Source organism: Burkholderia contaminans, from assembly GCF_029633825.1.
In the GTDB taxonomy this organism is placed as follows: Bacteria; Pseudomonadota; Gammaproteobacteria; order Burkholderiales; family Burkholderiaceae; genus Burkholderia; species Burkholderia contaminans.
In genome coordinates, this window is sequence record NZ_CP090640.1 from 1,594,577 (window position 1) to 1,614,980 (window position 20,404).

At 61.8% G+C, this 20,404-nt stretch carries 13 protein-coding genes, 2 tRNA genes and 3 rRNA genes; 9 read left to right on the top strand and 9 right to left on the bottom strand.

Annotation, left to right across the window (positions count from 1 at the left end):
* Positions 1–10 precede the first annotated feature (10 nt).
* The 3 genes from trpE to rpe form a co-directional block, all read right to left on the bottom strand.
* Positions 11–1,504, bottom strand: a complete 1,494-nt coding sequence (gene trpE / locus LXE91_RS07465) for an anthranilate synthase component I (RefSeq protein WP_039362349.1) — start codon at positions 1,502–1,504, stop codon at positions 11–13.
* A gap of 357 nt (positions 1,505–1,861) precedes the next feature.
* Positions 1,862–2,626 (bottom strand): phosphoglycolate phosphatase, encoded by a 765-nt coding sequence (locus LXE91_RS07470; protein ID WP_039362351.1) that lies wholly within the window; start codon positions 2,624–2,626, stop codon positions 1,862–1,864.
* A 4-nt stretch (positions 2,627–2,630) separates the two neighbouring features.
* On the bottom strand, positions 2,631–3,317 hold the full coding sequence (gene rpe / locus LXE91_RS07475) for a ribulose-phosphate 3-epimerase (RefSeq protein WP_011883156.1): 687 nt from the start codon (positions 3,315–3,317) through the stop codon (positions 2,631–2,633).
* Positions 3,318–3,495: 178 nt separating this feature from the next.
* Between rpe and apaG the strand changes: the two genes are divergently transcribed.
* Complete coding sequence (gene apaG / locus LXE91_RS07480; RefSeq protein ID WP_046543644.1) at positions 3,496–3,870, top strand: Co2+/Mg2+ efflux protein ApaG; 375 nt, start codon at positions 3,496–3,498, stop codon at positions 3,868–3,870.
* Positions 3,871–3,892: 22 nt separating this feature from the next.
* Here the strand turns inward: apaG and LXE91_RS07485 are convergent, their stop codons facing one another.
* Positions 3,893–4,024: a hypothetical protein gene (locus tag LXE91_RS07485; RefSeq protein WP_039362355.1), complete on the bottom strand. Its 132-nt coding sequence runs from the start codon at positions 4,022–4,024 to the stop codon at positions 3,893–3,895.
* A 28-nt stretch (positions 4,025–4,052) separates the two neighbouring features.
* Between LXE91_RS07485 and mltA the strand changes: the two genes are divergently transcribed.
* The gene (mltA, locus tag LXE91_RS07490; protein ID WP_039362357.1) at positions 4,053–5,177 is read left to right on the top strand and encodes a murein transglycosylase A; all 1,125 of its coding nucleotides are present in this window, start codon (positions 4,053–4,055) and stop codon (positions 5,175–5,177) included.
* Positions 5,178–5,441: 264 nt separating this feature from the next.
* On the opposite strand, the gene paaK is transcribed toward mltA, so the two are convergent.
* The 5 genes from paaK to paaN form a co-directional block, all read right to left on the bottom strand.
* Entirely contained in the window at positions 5,442–6,740 is a 1,299-nt protein-coding gene (paaK, locus tag LXE91_RS07495) for a phenylacetate--CoA ligase PaaK (RefSeq protein ID WP_039362360.1), read from the bottom strand.
* A gap of 38 nt (positions 6,741–6,778) precedes the next feature.
* Complete coding sequence (gene paaI / locus LXE91_RS07500) at positions 6,779–7,231, bottom strand: hydroxyphenylacetyl-CoA thioesterase PaaI (RefSeq protein ID WP_039362362.1); 453 nt, start codon at positions 7,229–7,231, stop codon at positions 6,779–6,781.
* A 1-nt stretch (position 7,232) separates the two neighbouring features.
* Entirely contained in the window at positions 7,233–8,024 is a 792-nt protein-coding gene (paaG, locus tag LXE91_RS07505) for a 2-(1,2-epoxy-1,2-dihydrophenyl)acetyl-CoA isomerase PaaG (protein WP_039362365.1), read from the bottom strand.
* 45 nt (positions 8,025–8,069) lie between these two features.
* Positions 8,070–9,272 (bottom strand): 3-oxoadipyl-CoA thiolase, encoded by a 1,203-nt coding sequence (pcaF, locus tag LXE91_RS07510; RefSeq protein ID WP_039362369.1) that lies wholly within the window; start codon positions 9,270–9,272, stop codon positions 8,070–8,072.
* Positions 9,273–9,359: 87 nt separating this feature from the next.
* Entirely contained in the window at positions 9,360–11,066 is a 1,707-nt protein-coding gene (paaN, locus tag LXE91_RS07515; protein WP_039362370.1) for a phenylacetic acid degradation protein PaaN, read from the bottom strand.
* Positions 11,067–11,195: 129 nt separating this feature from the next.
* Here paaN and LXE91_RS07520 point away from each other — a divergent pair, with 129 nt between their 5' ends.
* From LXE91_RS07520 to LXE91_RS07550, 7 genes are all read left to right on the top strand, one after another.
* Complete coding sequence (locus tag LXE91_RS07520) at positions 11,196–11,972, top strand: enoyl-CoA hydratase (RefSeq protein WP_039362373.1); 777 nt, start codon at positions 11,196–11,198, stop codon at positions 11,970–11,972.
* A 567-nt stretch (positions 11,973–12,539) separates the two neighbouring features.
* Positions 12,540–14,070, top strand: a 16S ribosomal RNA gene (locus LXE91_RS07525).
* 64 nt (positions 14,071–14,134) lie between these two features.
* Positions 14,135–14,211 (top strand) — tRNA-Ile (locus LXE91_RS07530).
* 39 nt (positions 14,212–14,250) lie between these two features.
* A tRNA-Ala gene (locus LXE91_RS07535) sits at positions 14,251–14,326 on the top strand.
* Between the two features lie 341 nt (positions 14,327–14,667).
* Positions 14,668–17,541, top strand: a 23S ribosomal RNA gene (locus tag LXE91_RS07540).
* A 152-nt stretch (positions 17,542–17,693) separates the two neighbouring features.
* Positions 17,694–17,806 (top strand): 5S ribosomal RNA (rrf, locus tag LXE91_RS07545).
* The 16S, 23S and 5S rRNA genes sit together here with 2 tRNA genes alongside, the layout of an rRNA operon.
* Before the next feature lie 432 nt (positions 17,807–18,238).
* Positions 18,239–20,314, top strand: a complete 2,076-nt coding sequence (locus LXE91_RS07550; RefSeq protein WP_039353177.1) for a molybdopterin-containing oxidoreductase family protein — start codon at positions 18,239–18,241, stop codon at positions 20,312–20,314.
* The last annotated feature ends 90 nt before the right edge of the window (positions 20,315–20,404 follow it).

Genomic DNA, 20,404 nt, shown 5'->3' on the forward strand with positions numbered 1-20,404 from the left:
CAGTCTCCGGTCAGAAGTCGCTATCGAGGCCGTCCTGGACCTGTTCGGCCGCACGCAGCACCGCGCGCGCCTTGTTCTCGGTCTCTTGCCATTCGGATTCGGGCACCGAATCCGCGACGACACCGGCCGCCGCTTGCACATACAGGTTGCCGTTGTGAATCAGGCCCGTGCGGATCGCGATCGCGAGATCCATCTCGCCCGAGAACGACAGGTAGCCGACGGCGCCACCGTACAGCCCGCGCTTGACCGGCTCCAGTTCGTCGATCAGTTCCATCGCACGGACCTTCGGCGCGCCGGACAGCGTGCCGGCCGGGAACGTCGCGCGCAGCACGTCGTAGTTCGTCATGCCGGGCTTCAGCTTGCCTTCGACCGAGCTGACGATGTGCTGCACGTGCGAGTATTTCTCGATGACCATCTGGTCCGTTACGTGCACCGAGCCGATTTCCGCGATGCGGCCGACGTCGTTGCGCGCGAGGTCGATCAGCATCACGTGCTCGGCGATCTCCTTCGGATCGTTGAGCAGCTCGGTCGCGAGTTCCGCGTCGCGCTCGGGCGTGTTGCCGCGCGGTCGCGTGCCTGCGAGCGGGCGAATCGTGACGATCTGGTCCTCGCCGCGCTTTTCCTGGCGCACGAGGATTTCCGGCGATGCGCCGACCACGTGGAAATCGCCGAAGTTGTAGTAGTACATGTACGGCGACGGGTTCAGCGAACGCAGCGCGCGATACAGCGACAGCGGATTGTCGCGGTACGGCTTCGTCAGACGCTGGCCGACCTGGATCTGCATCAGTTCGCCGGCAGCGATGTATTCCTTCGCCTGGCGCACGGCGGCCAGATAGTCGTCCTTCTTGAACTCGCGGAACGTCTCGGTGCGCACGCTCGCCGACGTGACGGGCGGCTGCACGGTCGTGCGCAGGCGCTGCTTCAGTTCGCGCAGGCGCTGTTTCGCCTTCGTATAGGCTTCGGCCTGGCTCGGGTCCGCGTAGATGATCAGGTACAGCTTGCCGGCGAGGTTGTCGATCACCGCGACTTCCTCGGTCAGCAGCAACTGGATGTCGGGCAGGCCGAGGTCGTCGCGCGGCGCGGTATTCGCGAGCTTCTTTTCGATGTAGCGCACCGCGTCGTAGCCGAAATAGCCGGCGAGACCGCCGCAGAAACGCGGCAGGCCCGGGCGTTGCGCCACCTTGAAGCGCGCCTGGAACGATTCGATGAACTGGAACGGGTCGCCGTCATGTGTCTCGACGACCTGGCCGTCGCGCACGACTTCCGACACGCCGTTGCGGGTCCGTACGAGCGTACGGGCGGGCAGGCCGATGAACGAATAGCGGCCGAAGCGTTCACCGCCCACCACCGATTCGAGCAGGAACGAGTTGGCGCCCGAGCGTTCGGGCTGGGCCAGCTTCAGGTAGAGGGACAGCGGCGTTTCGAGATCGGCGAGGGCTTCCGCGATCAGCGGGATGCGGTTGTAGCCTTCGTTCGCGAGCGATTGAAATTCGAGTTCGGTCATGTTCCGGTCCTGTTCGGGACGAGCGGCGCGTGCGCCAGGGATCATTTGACGCTGCGCGGGCTGCCGTCGGCGAAAGGGCGGTCGATCGAGAAGTGCCTGTTGCCGGCCGGCACTCCGGGCGTGAACGTCGCGAGCCTGCGGCCGCGCCTGAACGCAAGCGTTCGAACGCGGTAGAACTCGAGGTGGTGCGACGATCGGCGCGCGGATGCGCAGCGAGATAAAAAACGGCGCTGAAGACGTGCTTCAGCGTACCTCATCGAAGAGGTTAGCGCGACCAGCGACGCCAGGGCCAGGCTCCCCGGTCGATGCTGCTCAGACTCCGTTTTTTATTCAGAAACATGCAGATGGAAGAAATAATCAGAGGGTTGGCCGGCCGGCGTTGTGCGCGGAGATCGCGCGAGCTGCGACCAGCAACGAATCGACTATACCATCCGAATTTATCGTTTGTATAGCTTTGCCATGGTTGTAGCCGTACGGCACCGTCAGCGTCGCCATCCCGGCCGCGCGGCCTGCCAGCGCATCGTTTTCCGAGTCGCCGATCGCGACTGCCGCATCCGGTGCGACACCGAGCGCGTTGCAGGCCGTCAGCATCGGCAGCGGATCGGGCTTCTTGCGTGCGACGCTGTCGCCGCCGAGCACGATGCCGAAGCAATCGGCCAGCCCGTACTGCTCGAGCAGTTCGACCGCGAAGCGATGCGGCTTGTTCGTCACGCACGCGAGCCGGATGCCGGCCGCGCGCAGCGCGTCGAGACCGGCGGCCACGTCCGGATAGAGGCGCGTGTGGCGGCCGTTGATCTTCGCGTACTCGGCCTGGTAGATCGCCAGCGCGTCGTCGAAGCGCGCGTGCGCTTCGTCGGCCGGGAAACGCGGCTTCAGCACGCTCTGGATCAGGTGTTCGGAGCCCTTGCCGACGTAGCCGATCACCTCGTCGCGCGACGTGGCCGGCGCGCCGAGCTGCGCGAGCATCCCGTTCAGGCCGGCCGTGAAATCGTCGGCCGTATCGACCATGGTGCCGTCGAGATCGATCAGCGCCGCGTCGATGCGCGGTGCAGCGAAGCGGATCGGGGCTGCTTCCGGTGCGGCCCCGGCCGGCGCATGGCCGGCGAGCGACGAGTCGGCCACGGCGTCAGCTCCGCTCGACGGTCGCGAGTGCGGCGCGCATCTCGTCGATCACCTTGCGGTAGTCCGGCTTGCCGAAGATCGCCGAACCCGCGACGAAGGTGTCGGCACCGGCTGCGGCGATTTCCGCGATGTTGTCGGTCTTCACGCCGCCGTCGACTTCGAGCAGGATCTCGCGGCCGGTGCGCTCGGTGTACGCGTCGATGCGTGCGCGTGCTTCGCGCAGCTTGTTGAGCGTTTCCGGAATGAACGACTGGCCGCCGAAGCCCGGGTTGACCGACATCAGCAGCACGAAGTCGAGGCGATCCATCACGTGATCGAGGTAGTTCAGCGGCGTGGCCGGGTTGAACACGAGGCCGGCCTTGCAGCCGTGGTCGCGGATCAGCGACAGCGTGCGGTCGATGTGATCGGAGCCTTCCGGGTGGAAGCTGATCAGGTTTGCACCGGCCTTCGCAAAATCGGGCACGATCCGGTCGACCGGGCGCACCATCAGGTGCACGTCGATCGGAACTTGCACGTGCGGGCGGATCGCTTCGCACACGAGCGGGCCGATGGTCAGGTTCGGCACGTAATGGTTGTCCATCACGTCGAAGTGGATCCAGTCGGCGCCGGCGGCGACCACGTTGCGGACTTCTTCGCCGAGCCGTGCGAAATCGGCCGACAGGATGCTGGGAGCGATGCGGAATTGGGTCATGGCAGGGGGGCGGGGACGTTGCGGCGCAAAACCGCCATTCTACCGTCCGGCGACCCGGTGCGCGGCGGCAGGCCGTGCGGTCGAGGCCGGATTGCGCATAGAATGCCGAACCAATGCGGCGCGCCCGCGGCCCCGTTGCCCATGCCGGCACGGGCGGTCATCTTCCAGCGGAAACACCATGAGTCAGTATCAATTCACCGTTTCGGTGAAAACCAGCTACTTGCCGGAACAATCCGACCCCGATCGCCGTCAATACGCATTCGCGTACACGCTGGCGATCCGCAACACGGGACAGGTCGCGGCGCAGCTGATCGCGCGTCACTGGATCATCACGGACAGCGAGAACCACGTGCAGGAAGTGAAGGGGCTCGGCGTCGTCGGGCACCAGCCGCTGCTGCAGCCGGGCGAACACTTCGAGTACACGAGCTGGGCCGTGATCGCGACACCGGTCGGCACGATGCGCGGCGCGTACTTCTGTGTGGCGGAGGACGGCGAGCGCTTCGAGGCGCCGGTCGACGAGTTCGCACTGCACATGCCGCGCACGCTGCATTGAGCGTGGGCAGTGCGTCAGGGTGTCAGCGCGGCTTGCGGGCGTGCTTTTTTCTGCCCGACGACGTCCACACGACGATGAAGATCAGCAGGGCGAGCGCTACGAAGGCTTCGAGCGCGAAGATGAGCATCGGATATTGGTCGAGAAAATCTGACATGGCGGTTTCCATCAAGAACGGACATTGTATGTGGTTTGGGCCCCGGGTGGCCGGGTGGGTTGCTGCTGTTGCGGCGGCGGCGCTGCTTGCGGCGTGCGGTGGCGCGCCGACGCGGACTTCGTCGCTGAAGCCGCCGACCGGCTCGGCGATCGTGCCGGGTCAGGTCGCCGCGAAGCGGCTCACGCCGGTCGCGTGGCAGCAGGTGCCGGGCTGGCAGGACGATTCGCTGCTCGGCGCAACCGCCGCGCTGCGGCAGAACTGCGTGCGGCTTGCGCGCCAGCCGGCCTGGGCCCGCGCCTGCGCGGCCGCCGACCGGCTCGACGAGCTTGACGTCAGCAGTGCACGCACGTTCTTCGAAACGTATTTCACGCCGTTCCAGCTTGCGAACACCGACGGTACGCTCGACGGGCTCGTGACCGGCTATTACGAGCCGCTGCTGCACGGTTCGCGCGTGCGTCGCGGTCCGTATCAGTACGCGCTCTACCGCTGGCCGGCCGGTTATCGCGCGGGCGCCGCGCTCCCGGCACGCGCGCAGCTCGAGCGCGCCGGCATCCTGAACGGCAACGAACTCGTGTGGGTCGACGACCCGATCGAAGCGTTCTTCCTGCAGGTGCAGGGCTCGGGGCGCGTGCTGCTCGACGACGGTTCGGTGATGCGGGTCGGCTTCGGCGGCACCAACAACCAGCCGTACCGCTCGATCGGCAAGTGGCTGCTCGATCGTGGCGAGCTGACGCCCGCTCAGGCGACGATGCAGGGCATCAAGGCGTGGGCGAAGGCGAACCCGAACCGGGTCGACGCGTTGCTCGACACGAACCCGCGGTTCGTGTTCTTCCGCGACATGCCGACCAAGGAAGATGCACCGCACGGTGGCGCGGACGGCCCGATCGGCGCGCTGGGCGTGCCGCTGACGCCGGAGCGTTCGATCGCCGTCGACCCGTCGTCGATTCCGCTCGGCACCCCGGTGTTTCTGCAGACCACGCGCCCGCTGACGAATACGCCGATGAACCGGCTCGTGTTCGCGCAGGATACGGGTTCCGCGATCAAGGGCGGCGTGCGGGCCGACTATTTCTGGGGGCTCGGCGACGATGCGGGCGATCAGGCCGGGCGGATGAAGCAGGTCGGCCGGATGTGGCTGCTGTTCCCGAATTCGTGATGTGACGCGGTTCGGGTGGCTGGAGCCGCTCGGGTCGCTGCCGATGCGGTAGACGCGGCATTCGCGGAAGCGGTGGTGTGCGTGGGGCGCGTCGCTCCGGCCGTGCGGGCGCACGTGCAGTGTCAGCTTTCGTGATGCGCTTGTTGCGTCGGCGGGTGCCCCAAGGCGTCCCGGAATGAAACAGCCCGATCGGCGTAGGCCGATCGGGCTGTTTCATTTGCAGCCACGGATTCGCCGCGCGAAATTGACGCGCGGCGATTTTCGTCAGCCCTTGCGCTTGTCGACGACCCGTCGCGCCTTGCCGACCGACCGCTCGATCCCGTTCACGGGCAGCACGTTAATCACGGCCGTCACGCCGATCAGCGACTTGATGTCGTGTGCGAGCGCCTGCTTTGCCGCATGGATCGCCGCCGTATCGGGGGCTGTCTCGGGGCAAGGCTCGACATTGAGCGTCAGCACGTCGAGCGGGCCTTCCTTCGTCAGCACGATCTGATAGTGCGGGGCGAGCGCGCGCTGCTTGAGCAACTGCTCCTCGATTTGCGTCGGGAACACGTTGACGCCGCGCACGATCATCATGTCGTCCGAGCGTCCCGTGATCTTCTCCATCCGGCGCATCGTTCGGGCAGTGCCGGGCAACAGCCGCGTGAGGTCGCGGGTCCGGTATCGGACGATCGGCAGCGCCTCCTTCGTCAGCGACGTGAATACGAGCTCGCCGAGTTCGCCGTCCGGAAGCACTTCGCCGGTTTCAGGGTCGATGATTTCCGGATAGAAGTGGTCTTCCCAGATGGTCGGGCCGTCCTTGGTCTCGACGCATTCGGACGCGACGCCGGGGCCCATCACTTCGGACAATCCGTAAATGTCGACCGCGTCGATGCCCATCCGCTGCTCGATCGCGACGCGCATGTCGTTGGTCCAGGGTTCCGCGCCGAAGATGCCGATGCGCAGCGAACTCTGCACGGGATCGAGGCCCTGGCGCTCGATTTCGTCGGCGATCGACAGCATGTAGCTCGGCGTCACCATGATGATGTCGGGCCGGAAATCCTGGATCAGCTGTACCTGCTTCTCGGTCTGGCCGCCACCGAACGGGATCACGGTCAGCCCTGCGCGTTCGGCGCCGTAGTGCGCGCCGAGCCCGCCCGTGAACAAGCCATAACCGTAGCTGACGTGCACCTTGTCGCCGCGGCGCGCACCGGCGGCGCGGATCGAGCGGGCGACGAGATTCGCCCATGTGTCGATGTCGCCGGCCGTATAGCCGACGACCGTCGGCTTGCCGGTTGTGCCCGACGACGCATGAATGCGCGAGATCTGGTCCTGCGGCACCGCGAACATCCCGAACGGGTAACTGTCGCGCAGGTCGCTCTTCGTCGTGAACGGGAAGCGCGACAGGTCGGCGAGCGCCTTCAGGTCGTCCGGGTGGACGCCCGCGTCGTCGAACTTGCGACGATAGACGGGGGAGTGGTCATACGCATGCCGGAGCGACCACTTGAGGCGCTCGAGCTGCAGCGCGGTCAGCTCGTCGCGTGAGGCGGTCTCGATCGGCTCGAGCGGTAGCGGGGTAGTCATGCATGTCTCCAGTGTTTGTTATGTGCGAGCCGTCGACGTCAGCGGTCTTCCGGGATGACCGTGCCCTTGATCTGGGCGGATTTGCCGCGAAACATCGCGACGGTTTCGCCGGTCTGGTTCGTGACGCGGATGTCGTAGATGCCCTGGCGGCCGGCGCGCGCCTGCTCGATCGCTTCGGCCGTCAGCACGTCGTCGCCGTGCACGGGGCGCAGGAACTCGATCGAGCAGCCGGCCGCGACGGTATTCACGTTGTACGAGTTGCACGCGAACGCGAACGTCGAATCGGCCAGCGTGAAAATGATCCCGCCATGGCAGGTCTGATGCCCGTTCAGGAAGTCGGGACGCACGCGCATCTGCAGGCGCGCGTAGCCGGCGCGGACTTCGGTGATTTCCATCCCGAACGCACGGCTGCATGCATCGGCGTCGTACATGGCCCGCGCGGTGGCGCGGGCGAGCGCATCGGGATCGAGCGTGGCAGTGGCGTTTGTCATGTCAACGCCCCTCGAAGCGCGGCGCGCGTTTCTCGATGAACGCCTTCACGCCTTCTGCGTAGTCGTGAGACTGGCCGAGCATGCGCTGCAGGTCGCGTTCCATGTCGAGTTGCTGGTCGAGCGTGTTCGTGACACTTGCACGCATCGATTGCTTGATCGACGCAATCGCGAGCGTCGGCTGCTGCGCGAGCTGAGTGGCAAGCTGGTGGGCTGATGCAGCGAGCGTGTCGTCGTCGACCGCGCGCCAGATCAAGCCCCACTGCTCGGCCTGTTCTGCCCCGAGCTTGTCGCCGGTCAGCGCGAGCCCCAGCGCGCGTGCCATGCCGACGCGTTGCGGCAGGAACCACGTACCGCCCGAATCGGGCACGAGACCGATCTTGACGAAGGCCTGGATAAAGCTGCTCGAGCGGGCGGCGAACACGAGATCGCAGGCGAGCGCGAGGTTCGCACCGGCACCGGCCGCCGTGCCGTTGACGGCGGCGATCACCGGAATCGGCAGACGCTGCAGGCGGCGGATCAGTGGATTGAAGTGCTCGTCGATCAGCGTGCCGAGATCGGTGGACGCGCCCGGCGTGAAGTCGAGATCGGCCAGGTCCTGGCCCGCGCAGAAGCCGCGCCCCGCACCTGTCAGGATCAGCGCGCGCGCGCCGGCTGCCTCGACATCATCGAGTGCCGACTGCAACTCCCGATGCATCGCCCGCGTAAAGCTGTTCAGCTTGTCGGGGCGGTTGAGGGTAATCGTGGCTACGTTCGAGGCCTGATCGATTTCCAGCTGAATCGCCTGATAGGACATGCAGTGTCTCCTTCATGACTTCGTTATAGGCGCGCGATGCGTCGGTTACACGCGTTCGATCGCGAGTGCGATGCCCTGGCCGACGCCGATGCACATCGTACAGAGCGCAAAGCGGCCGCCCGTACGCTCGAGTTGATGGAGCGCCGTGGTCACGAGCCGGGCGCCCGATGCGCCGAGCGGGTGTCCCAGTGCGATCGCACCGCCGTTCGGGTTCACGCGTGGATCGTCGTCGGCGACGCCGAGCATGCGCAGCACCGCGAGACCTTGGGACGCGAACGCCTCGTTCAGCTCGATTACGTCGAACTGGTCGATGGTCATGCCGAGCTGGCGCAGCAGTTTTTGCGTGGCCGGCGCGGGCCCGATGCCCATCACGCGCGGCGCGACGCCGGCTGTCGCCATGCCGATGACGCGTGCGCGGCGGCGCAGGCCGTACTCGTCGGCTGCTTGCGCATTGGCGAGCAGTAGCGCGCACGCACCATCGTTGACGCCCGAGGCGTTGCCGGCCGTCACCGAGCCGTCCGGGCGCACGACGCCCTTCAGCTTCGCGAGTGCTTCGAGCGATGTCTCGCGCGGATGCTCGTCGCGCGAGACGACCACCGGATCGCCTTTCTTCTGGGCAATCGTGACAGCAACGATTTCGTCGGCGAGCGTGCCGTCCTGCTGCGCGCGTGCGGCCTTCTGCTGGCTGCGCAGCGCGAACAGGTCCTGATCTGCACGGCTGATGTTGTAGTCGACCGCAACGTTTTCGGCCGTCTCCGGCATCGAATCGACGCCGTGCAGCTGTTTCATCAGCGGATTGACGAAGCGCCAGCCGATCGTCGTATCGTAGATGTCGGCCTGGCGCGCGAACGCGCTCGTGGCCTTGCCCATCACGAACGGCGCGCGCGTCATGCTCTCGACGCCGCCCGCGATCATCAGGCGCGCCTCGCCCGCCTTGATCGCGCGCGCGGCTGTGCCGACCGCGTCCATCCCGGAGCCGCACAACCGGTTTAGCGTCGTGCCGGGCACGTCGGTCGGCAGGCCCGCGAGCAACGCCGACATGCGCGCGACGTTCCGGTTGTCTTCGCCGGCCTGGTTCGCGCAGCCGTAGATCACGTCGTCGATCGCCGTCCAGTCGACGTCACGGTTGCGCTCGATGATCGCCTTGAGCGGCACTGCACCGAGGTCGTCAGCACGGACATCTTTCAGGGCGCCGCCGTAGCGGCCGATGGGAGTGCGAATCGCGTCGCAGATATAGGCGTCTGTCATGGGCGTATCGATGAGCAACGAACCCGCCGGGTGGCGGATTCGTTCATGGTAGAGAACGTGGCGGCGTTTGCACGTCGGCCATTCGGGTTATGCCGGTTGGCCGGCTCCCGCAGGAGCAGCCTTCGGGGCAACATGGACACGGCTTTGCACCACGCGGAACCGGTTGGCGACGAACGCCGGGTCGGCCAGCGCTGCGTTGGCTGCCGGGTTCGCGCCCGTGCCATGGAAATCCGAGAACGCTGCCGATTGATTCACGAACACACCGCCCGTCAGGTTGATCGACAGCGCGACGCCACCGCGCACCGCCGCGTCGTGGGCGGCGTCGACGATCGCATCGTCGGTGCTGTAGACGGAGAGGGTCAGCGCGCCGTGTTCCGCTGCGATTTCCCCGGCGAGGTCGAGCGACTGCGCGGTCGAGTCGGTCGCGATCACGAACGAGATCGGGCCGAACCATTCCTGCGTGAATTTCTCGCGATCGGTCACGTCGAGTTGCAGCACGAGCGGCGTGCGCACGCGGGCGTCAGGGAACGCAGGGTGCTGGAGGGTCAGGCTGTCGGCGAGCACGCGGCCGAGCTGGCGGGCGTCGTCGATGCGTGCCGTCACGCCTTCGTTCTGGATTGCACCGATGAGTTCGACCGAGCGTGCCGGGTCGCCGGTAAGTTTTTGCACGGCAATGGCGATTGCCTGTGCGACCTCGTCGAAGCTCGCATGGCCGTCCGCCGTCCGGATGCCGTCGCGCGGCACGTAGATGTTCTGCGGTGCCGTGCACATCTGGCCGGAGTACAGCGACAGCGAGAACGCGATGTTCTTGGCGACGGCCTTCAGGTCGTCGGTCGAGTCGATCACGATCTGGTTGACGCCAGCCTTCTCTGTATAGACCTGTGCCTGGTGGGCGTGGCGTTCGAGCCACGTGCCGTTTTGCGTGCTGCCGGTGAAGTCGATCAGCTTGATCTCGGGGCGCAGCGCGAGGTCCTGGACGAGCGCGCCGTCGTTGGGTTCGGTCGCGAGGAGCGTGACGACGTTCGGATCGAAACCGGCTTCGCGCAGCACGTCGCGAGCGATCCGGACGGTGATGGCGAGCGGCAGGATCGCGCCCGGATGCGGTTTGACGATCACGGTGTTGCCGGTTGCGAGATCGGCGAACAGGCCCGGGTAGCCGTTCCAGGTCGGGAACGTGCAGCAGCCGAGCACGAGCCCGGTGCCACGCGGGACGATCGTGTAGCGCTTGTGCATTGCGAGCGGCGGGTTCTTGCCTTGAGGCTTTTCCCAGTGCGCGTCGGCCGGGATGCGGCGCAGTTCGTCCCATGCATAGGCGACCGCTTCGAGCGCGCGATCTTGTGCGTGTGGGCCGCCGGCCTGAAACGCCATCATGAATGCCTGCCCCGTGGTGTGCATCACGCTGTAAGCGATTTCGAAGCTGGCGCGATTCAGGCGCGAGAGGATTTCGAGGCTGACGCCGATCCAGGCGCTCGGGCCGGCTTCGCGCCACGAGCGTTGTGCTGCCGCAGCGGCGGCGATCAGTTCGTCAGGGGTCGACTTCGGATACCGGATGCCCAGTGAAATGCCGTACGGCGACCGCTCTGCGCCGACCGTTTCTCCGGATGCCGGCTGGTCGAGCGCGAACGTCTTGTCGAGGTGCGACTTGAACGTGGCTTCGCCATCTGCGTTCGCGCTTTCCCCGTACACTTTGGGGCTCGGCATTTCGGCGAACGGGCTCCAGTACCCGCGGCTCTCGATGGCGGCGAGTGCGTGTTTCAGCGTGTCTTCGTGCTTCGTGAACAGTGCATGGGTCATGGCGGCAGCCTGATGGACGTTGAGAGGGGTTGGATCGATTAATTAACCGACCGGTTGGTCGGAGAATGGTAGCATCAAACTATTCGCATGTGCGAGGCGTTTCTCATTTCATTGATCGAGGAGAAATAGATGGCTTACGAGAACATCCTGGTGGAGACCCGGGGGCGTGTCGGGCTGGTTACGCTGAACCGTCCGAAGGCCCTGAATGCGCTGAATGATGCACTGATGGATGAACTGGGTGCCGCGCTGAAGGCGTTCGATGCGGACGACGGCATCGGTGCGATCGTCGTGACCGGGAGCGAGAAGGCGTTCGCGGCTGGTGCGGACATCGGCATGATGGCGACCTACTCCTATATGGATGTCTACCGGGGCGACTACATCACGCGCAACTGGGAGACGGTCCGCGAGATCCGCAAGCCGATCATTGCCGCGGTCTCGGGCTTTGCGCTGGGCGGTGGCTGCGAGCTGGCCATGATGTGCGACATCGTTTTCGCGGCGGACACGGCCAAGTTCGGCCAGCCGGAAATCAAGCTTGGCGTCATGCCGGGTGCGGGCGGCACGCAGCGCTTGCCGCGCGCGGTATCGAAAGCGAAGGCAATGGACATGTGCCTGACGGCCCGCTTCATGGATGCTGCCGAGGCGGAGCGCGCTGGGCTCGTGTCGCGCGTGCTGCCGGCCGCCACGCTGCTCGACGAGGCGCTTGCCGCCGCGGCGACGATCGCCGAGTTTTCGCTGCCGGCGGTCATGATGGTCAAGGAGTCGGTGAATCGTGCATACGAGACGACACTGGCCGAAGGCGTCCACTTCGAGCGTCGGCTGTTCCATTCGCTGTTTGCGACTGAAGACCAGAAGGAAGGGATGGCGGCATTCGTCGAAAAACGAAAGCCAGTGTTCAAGCATCGCTGATGGGGCTGCTCGGGTAGTTGGCCGGCGACGGGGCGATATCGGTCGTCGGCGTGATTGCCCGGCCCGTCGAGCCCGAAGCCCCCGTGCGCGTCAGCGCACGGGGGCTTTTTCAAAATATTTTCACAAAGGGGCTTGCGGAGTTGGGGGTGGGTGCTTAGAATCACGCCTCTTTCGCGCTAACGGAAACGCGGCGCGGGAGAGGGAAGCAAGGTTGGTGGAGCGCAGCAGTCTGAAGCGCGCAACCGGCCTGGAAGTTGAGCCCCGCAGTCGCAACGATGTAGTGTAAAAAGTTGTTGACGAACTGCGAAACACGGTTCATAATCTCGCTTCTCTGCTGCTGAAAACGCAGCGCTGCCGGGAAACACGAAGTTCCTCGCAGAATGCTCTTTAAAAATTAACAGCCGATAAGTGTGGGCGCTTGATGGCAGCGAGCTGATCCTCGGATCAGATAGCGAAAGTATCAAGAGTCTCACACTAAAGTAAGTCAGGTTTATGAAGTGATTCATATTCCTGTCAGCTTTGAGTGAGCGACCGGTTCTTAACTGAACCGAAAACAGTAACAGGTTTAAACTGAAGAGTTTGATCCCGCTCAGATTGAACGCTGGCGGCATGCCTTACACATGCAAGTCGAACGGCAGCACGGGTGCTTGCACCTGGTGGCGAGTGGCGAACGGGTGAGTAATACATCGGAACATGTCCTGTAGTGGGGGATAGCCCGGCGAAAGCCGGATTAATACCGCATACGATCTACGGATGAAAGCGGGGGACCTTCGGGCCTCGCGCTATAGGGTTGGCCGATGGCTGATTAGCTAGTTGGTGGGGTAAAGGCCTACCAAGGCGACGATCAGTAGCTGGTCTGAGAGGACGACCAGCCACACTGGGACTGAGACACGGCCCAGACTCCTACGGGAGGCAGCAGTGGGGAATTTTGGACAATGGGCGAAAGCCTGATCCAGCAATGCCGCGTGTGTGAAGAAGGCCTTCGGGTTGTAAAGCACTTTTGTCCGGAAAGAAATCCTTGGCTCTAATACAGTCGGGGGATGACGGTACCGGAAGAATAAGCACCGGCTAACTACGTGCCAGCAGCCGCGGTAATACGTAGGGTGCGAGCGTTAATCGGAATTACTGGGCGTAAAGCGTGCGCAGGCGGTTTGCTAAGACCGATGTGAAATCCCCGGGCTCAACCTGGGAACTGCATTGGTGACTGGCAGGCTAGAGTATGGCAGAGGGGGGTAGAATTCCACGTGTAGCAGTGAAATGCGTAGAGATGTGGAGGAATACCGATGGCGAAGGCAGCCCCCTGGGCCAATACTGACGCTCATGCACGAAAGCGTGGGGAGCAAACAGGATTAGATACCCTGGTAGTCCACGCCCTAAACGATGTCAACTAGTTGTTGGGGATTCATTTCCTTAGTAACGTAGCTAACGCGTGAAGTTGACCGCCTGGGGAGTACGGTCGCAAGATTAAAACTCAAAGGAATTGACGGGGACCCGCACAAGCGGTGGATGATGTGGATTAATTCGATGCAACGCGAAAAACCTTACCTACCCTTGACATGGTCGGAATCCCGCTGAGAGGTGGGAGTGCTCGAAAGAGAACCGGCGCACAGGTGCTGCATGGCTGTCGTCAGCTCGTGTCGTGAGATGTTGGGTTAAGTCCCGCAACGAGCGCAACCCTTGTCCTTAGTTGCTACGCAAGAGCACTCTAAGGAGACTGCCGGTGACAAACCGGAGGAAGGTGGGGATGACGTCAAGTCCTCATGGCCCTTATGGGTAGGGCTTCACACGTCATACAATGGTCGGAACAGAGGGTTGCCAACCCGCGAGGGGGAGCTAATCCCAGAAAACCGATCGTAGTCCGGATTGCACTCTGCAACTCGAGTGCATGAAGCTGGAATCGCTAGTAATCGCGGATCAGCATGCCGCGGTGAATACGTTCCCGGTCTTGTACACACCGCCCGTCACACCATGGGAGTGGGTTTTACCAGAAGTGGCTAGTCTAACCGCAAGGAGGACGGTCACCACGGTAGGATTCATGACTGGGGTGAAGTCGTAACAAGGTAGCCGTATCGGAAGGTGCGGCTGGATCACCTCCTTTCCAGAGCTATCTCGCAAAGTTGAGCGCTCACGCTTATCGGCTGTAAATTTAAAGACAGACTCAGGGGTCTGTAGCTCAGTCGGTTAGAGCACCGTCTTGATAAGGCGGGGGTCGTTGGTTCGAATCCAACCAGACCCACCATTGTCTGGCGGTAGGTACCTGAGGTCATCTGTACTCAATGGGGGCATAGCTCAGCTGGGAGAGCACCTGCTTTGCAAGCAGGGGGTCGTCGGTTCGATCCCGTCTGCCTCCACCAATCTTCAATGACAAACATTCGAATGACGATTGTTCGAGTCTTTGTCATTGGCGATTGAGCCAGTCAGAGGATATCAACAGATATCGGCTGTCGTTCTTTAACAATCTGGAAGAAGTAAGTAATTTGGATAGCGGAAGCGTCTTGAGATGGACGTGAAAGTTATCCGGGTTGTGATTGTATCGATGTATCTCAAGATGATTCGAACTCTATGTTCGACTTAAATTGGAATACGGCACAACGCGAGAACTCAACCTGTAGCGACTGTCGTCCCCATGCGGGGATGGGGCCCTCGTAAGCGCTAAAGCGCTAACGATGGCCGACACGAGACAGACTCGTTATAGGGTCAAGCGAACAAGTGCATGTGGTGGATGCCTTGGCGATCACAGGCGATGAAGGACGCGGTAGCCTGCGAAAAGCTACGGGGAGCTGGCAAACAAGCTTTGATCCGTAGATGTCCGAATGGGGAAACCCACTCCTTTTGGAGTATCCATGGCTGAATACATAGGCCATGCGAAGCGAACGCGGTGAACTGAAACATCTAAGTAACCGCAGGAAAAGAAATCAACCGAGATTCCCAAAGTAGTGGCGAGCGAAATGGGATGAGCCTTGCACTCTTTATTTGTATTGTTAGCCGAACGCTCTGGAAAGTGCGGCCATAGCAGGTGATAGCCCTGTAGGCGAAAACAGTATGAAAGAACTAGGTGTGCGACAAGTAGGGCGGGACACGTGAAATCCTGTCTGAAGATGGGGACCATCCTCCAAGGCTAAATACTCGTGATCGACCGATAGTGAACCAGTACCGTGAGGGAAAGGCGAAAAGAACCCCGGGAGGGGAGTGAAATAGATCCTGAAACCGCATGCATACAAACAGTCGGAGCCTCGTAAGGGGTGACGGCGTACCTTTTGTATAATGGGTCAGCGACTTACGTTCAGTAGCAAGCTTAACCGTATAGGGCAGGCGTAGCGAAAGCGAGTCCGAATAGGGCGTTCAGTTGCTGGGCGTAGACCCGAAACCGGTGATCTATCCATGGCCGTGATGAAGGTGCGGTAACACGTACTGGAGGTCCGAACCCACTAACGTTGAAAAGTTAGGGATGAGCTGTGGATAGGGGTGAAAGGCTAAACAAACCTGGAAATAGCTGGTTCTCTCCGAAAACTATTTAGGTAGTGCCTCGTGTCTCACCTTCGGGGGTAGAGCACTGTCATGGTTGGGGGGTCTATTGCAGATTACCCCGCCATAGCAAACTCCGAATACCGAAGAGTGCAATCACGGGAGACAGACATCGGGTGCTAACGTCCGGTGTCAAGAGGGAAACAACCCAGACCGCCAGCTAAGGTCCCCAAATATAGCTAAGTGGGAAACGAAGTGGGAAGGCTAAAACAGTCAGGAGGTTGGCTTAGAAGCAGCCACCCTTTAAAGAAAGCGTAATAGCTCACTGATCGAGTCGTCCTGCGCGGAAGATGTAACGGGGCTAAGCTATATACCGAAGCTGCGGATGCGAGCTTTGCTCGCATGGTAGGAGAGCGTTCCGTAAGCCTGCGAAGGTGCCTTGTAAAGGGTGCTGGAGGTATCGGAAGTGCGAATGCTGACATGAGTAGCGATAAAGGGGGTGAAAGGCCCCCTCGCCGTAAGCCCAAGGTTTCCTACGCAACGTTCATCGGCGTAGGGTGAGTCGGCCCCTAAGGCGAGGCAGAAATGCGTAGCTGATGGGAAGCAGGTCAATATTCCTGCACCATTGTTAGATGCGATGGGGGGACGGATCGCGGAAGGTTGTCCGGGTGTTGGAAGTCCCGGTCGCTGCATTGGAGAAGGCGCTTAGGCAAATCCGGGCGCGGAATTCAAGGGTGTGGCGCGAGCTCCTTAGGGAGCGAAGCAATTGGAAGTGGTTCCAAGAAAAGCCTCTAAGCTTCAGTCTAACGATGACCGTACCGCAAACCGACACAGGTGGGCGAGATGAGTATTCTAAGGCGCTTGAGAGAACTCGGGAGAAGGAACTCGGCAAATTGGTACCGTAACTTCGGGATAAGGTACGCCCTTAGCTTGACTGGCTTGCGCCAGAAGGGTGAAGGGGTTGCAATAAACTGGTGGCTGCGACTGTTTAATAAAACACAGCACTCTGCAAACACGAAAGTGGACGTATAGGGTGTGACGCCTGCCCGGTGCCGGAAGATTAAATGATGGGGTGCAAGCTCTGATTGAAGTCCCGGTAAACGGCGGCCGTAACTATAACGGTCCTAAGGTAGCGAAATTCCTTGTCGGGTAAGTTCCGACCTGCACGAATGGCGTAACGATGGCCACACTGTCTCCTCCCGAGACTCAGCGAAGTTGAAGTGTTTGTGATGATGCAATCTACCCGCGGCTAGACGGAAAGACCCCATGAACCTTTACTGTAGCTTTGCATTGGACTTTGAACCGATCTGTGTAGGATAGGTGGGAGGCTATGAAACCGGAACGCTAGTTTCGGTGGAGCCGTCCTTGAAATACCACCCTGGTTTGTTTGAGGTTCTAACCTTGGCCCGTGATCCGGGTCGGGGACAGTGCATGGTAGGCAGTTTGACTGGGGCGGTCTCCTCCCAAAGCGTAACGGAGGAGTACGAAGGTACGCTAGGTACGGTCGGAAATCGTGCTGATAGTGCAATGGCATAAGCGTGCTTAACTGCGAGACCGACAAGTCGAGCAGGTGCGAAAGCAGGTCATAGTGATCCGGTGGTTCTGTATGGAAGGGCCATCGCTCAACGGATAAAAGGTACTCTGGGGATAACAGGCTGATACCGCCCAAGAGTTCATATCGACGGCGGTGTTTGGCACCTCGATGTCGGCTCATCTCATCCTGGGGCTGTAGCCGGTCCCAAGGGTATGGCTGTTCGCCATTTAAAGAGGTACGTGAGCTGGGTTTAAAACGTCGTGAGACAGTTTGGTCCCTATCTGCCGTGGGCGTTGGATATTTGAAGGGGGCTGCTCCTAGTACGAGAGGACCGGAGTGGACGAACCTCTGGTGTACCGGTTGTCACGCCAGTGGCATCGCCGGGTAGCTATGTTCGGAAGAGATAACCGCTGAAAGCATCTAAGCGGGAAACTCGCCTTAAGATGAGATATCCCTGGGGACTAGATCCCCTTGAAGGGTCGTTCGAGACCAGGACGTTGATAGGTCAGGTGTGTAAGCGCAGTAATGCGTTCAGCTAACTGATACTAATTGCCCGTAAGGCTTGATCCTATAACAAGTCTGCCTTGTAGATCGGCGCCGTGCGAAAGCACCGGCCGCGATCCAAAGCGACAAGTTGGATTCTCGTGTGTGATACACACAACCTAATTACTGCTTCTTCCAGGATTGGTTGTGCTGCGAAGCCAGCGCAACAACCCTCTTTGCCTGATGACCATAGCGAGTCGGTCCCACCCCTTCCCATCCCGAACAGGACCGTGAAACGACTCTACGCCGATGATAGTGCGGATTCCCGTGTGAAAGTAGGTAATCGTCAGGCTCCCTAAGCCAAGAACCCCCGCCCGAAAGGCGGGGGTTTTTGCATTTCAGCGGCGGAAATGCGCGGAAGGGCGGGATGACGGCCTGGCTGGAGTTTCCACATCGCCCAAGTACGACCACTCTCAGCTCCCTGCACGTCAATTGGCCCCGTATCATCCGCGATCCCTTGGCCAATTGCTTCTATCTCCGATCAAAGCTCCAATTCCTCTCCCAGCGTATCGGCTTGCACTGTCACGCGCGAACCGCTTCCCAACGTCGACAAGATTGTCGAGTTGGCCATGCAAGCCCTCCGCAGCAGGCGTACCGAACCACCGAACTTCACCGCTGCCTGACATCGGTTTTCGGCCAAATATCTCGGAACCCGTACGAAATGAACGCTTTATTCGGCGTGTCCACGTAAAATTTGTGAATCCCCATCTCCGCACACAAAACGATGAACGCCGCCATTCAGGTAGCTCGGGCCGTTTGCCCGCATGATTGCCCAGACACGTGCGCAATGCGTGTGACCGTCGAAAATGGCAAGGCGATCAAGGTCACGGGCGATCCCGACCATCCGCCGACACAAGGCGTGTTGTGCACGAAAGTCAGCCGATACGCTGATCGCGTTCATCACCCTGACCGCCTCACCGTCCCGCTCAAGCGCGTCGGTGCGAAAGGGGAAGGGCATTTAGTACCGATCAGCTGGGACGAGGCGTTCGATGAGATCGGCCGTCGCCTCGGTGAAATTGCGGCGCGCGAACCGGAAGCGATCGTGCCGTACAGCTATGCGGGGACGATGGGCCTCGTGCAGGGGGAGGGCATCGCCCAGCGATTCTTCCACAAGCTCGGTGCCTCGCGACTCGAGCGCACGATCTGCGCGGCGGCTGGTGCAGCGGGATTGCGTTACACCTATGGCGGCAGCCTCGGCATGCACCTCGAGCATTTCGAGGAAAGCGAGCTGATCCTGATTTGGGGAGCAAACCCGATCGCATCGAGCCTGCACTTCTGGACGCGTGCGCAGGAAGCGAAGCGCCGAGGCGCACGTCTTGTCGCCATCGATCCGTACCGTTCGCTGACAGCGGAGAAATGTCATCAGCACATCGCGTTGAAACCCGGTACCGACGGCGCATTCGCACTCGGCATGATGCACGTGCTGATTACCGAAGACCTGCTTGATCACGATTACATCGCCAGCCATACGCTCGGCTTCGACGCGCTCAAGGAGCGGGCGATGTCCTATCCGCCGGAACGCGTTGCGCAGATCTGCGGCATCGACGCGTTCGAGCTGATCGACCTTGCGCGTCGTTACGGCGCCACCCGTAAGGCATCGATCCGCCTCAACTATGGCATGCAGCGTGTTCGCGGCGGTGGTAATGCCGTACGCGCGATCGCAAGCCTGCCGGCGCTGACGGGCGCCTGGCGGGATCGTGCAGGCGGGCTTTTGCTCTCGTCCTCGGAATCCGCGCCGGTCAACCAGGCTGCGCTGCTGCGCCCTGATTTGATGCCGGGCTGGCCGCACAAGCTGCCGCGCATCATCAACATGAACGCGATCGGCGACGCGCTGCTGCACCCGGGCGATGCAACCTTCGGGCCGAAGGTGGAGGCGGTGATCGTGTACAACTCGAACCCGGTGGCTGTCGCGCCGGATTCATCGAAGGTCGCGGCTGGGTTCGCGCGTGACGATCTGTTCACGGTCGTTCTTGAACATTTCAAGACAGATACCGTCGATTTCGCCGACATTGTGTTGCCGGCCACCACGCAGCTCGAGCATCTGGACATCCACAAATCGTACGGTCACACCTACGTGATGGCGAACCTGCCGTCGATTCCGCCGGTGGGAGAGGCGCGGCCGAATACGGAAATCTTCCGCGGCATCGCGCGCAGCATGGGGCTCGACGAACCGGCGCTGTATCACAGCGACGAAGAGGTCGCGCGTGCGGCGCTCCGCTGGGACGATCCGGTGCTCGCCAGCGATTGGGACACGCTGAAGCGCGCCGGCTGGCTGAAGCTCAAGCTGCCGGAGGCGCCGTTCGCGAACGGTGGTTTTCGTACGCCGTCTGGCAAGTGTGAGTTTTACAGCCCGCGACTCGAGCAGATGGGCGTGGATCCCGTGCCCGATTACCTGCCGCCGTTCGAGTCGGCCGAGGCCGCACCCGAGCTCGCCGCGCGCTATCCGCTCGCGATGATCTCGCCCCCGGCTCGCCACTTCCTCAACAGTACGTTCGTGAACGTCGACAGCCTGCGTCATACCGAAGGCGAGCCGCATCTCGACATCCACCCGTCCGACGCCGATGTGCGCGGTATCGCCGAAGGTGACGTCGTTCGCATCTTCAACGACCGCGGATCGATGCAGGCGGTCGCGAGAGTTACCGATCGCGCACGCGCAGGGCTCGTCGTCGGGCTGTCGATCTGGTGGAAGAAGCTATCGCCGGACGGCAGAAACGCGAACGAAGTGACGAGCCAGGCGCTCACCGATCTTGGCAATTCGGCGACGTTCTACGATTGTCTTGTGGAAGTTGAGCGCATTTGATCGGATATCACCGTATGATCAGACGAATTTCCACGGAAGTTCGAAGTGAACATCTAACCCTGTTGTCTCGGAACGAGCGAGCCGTTACGA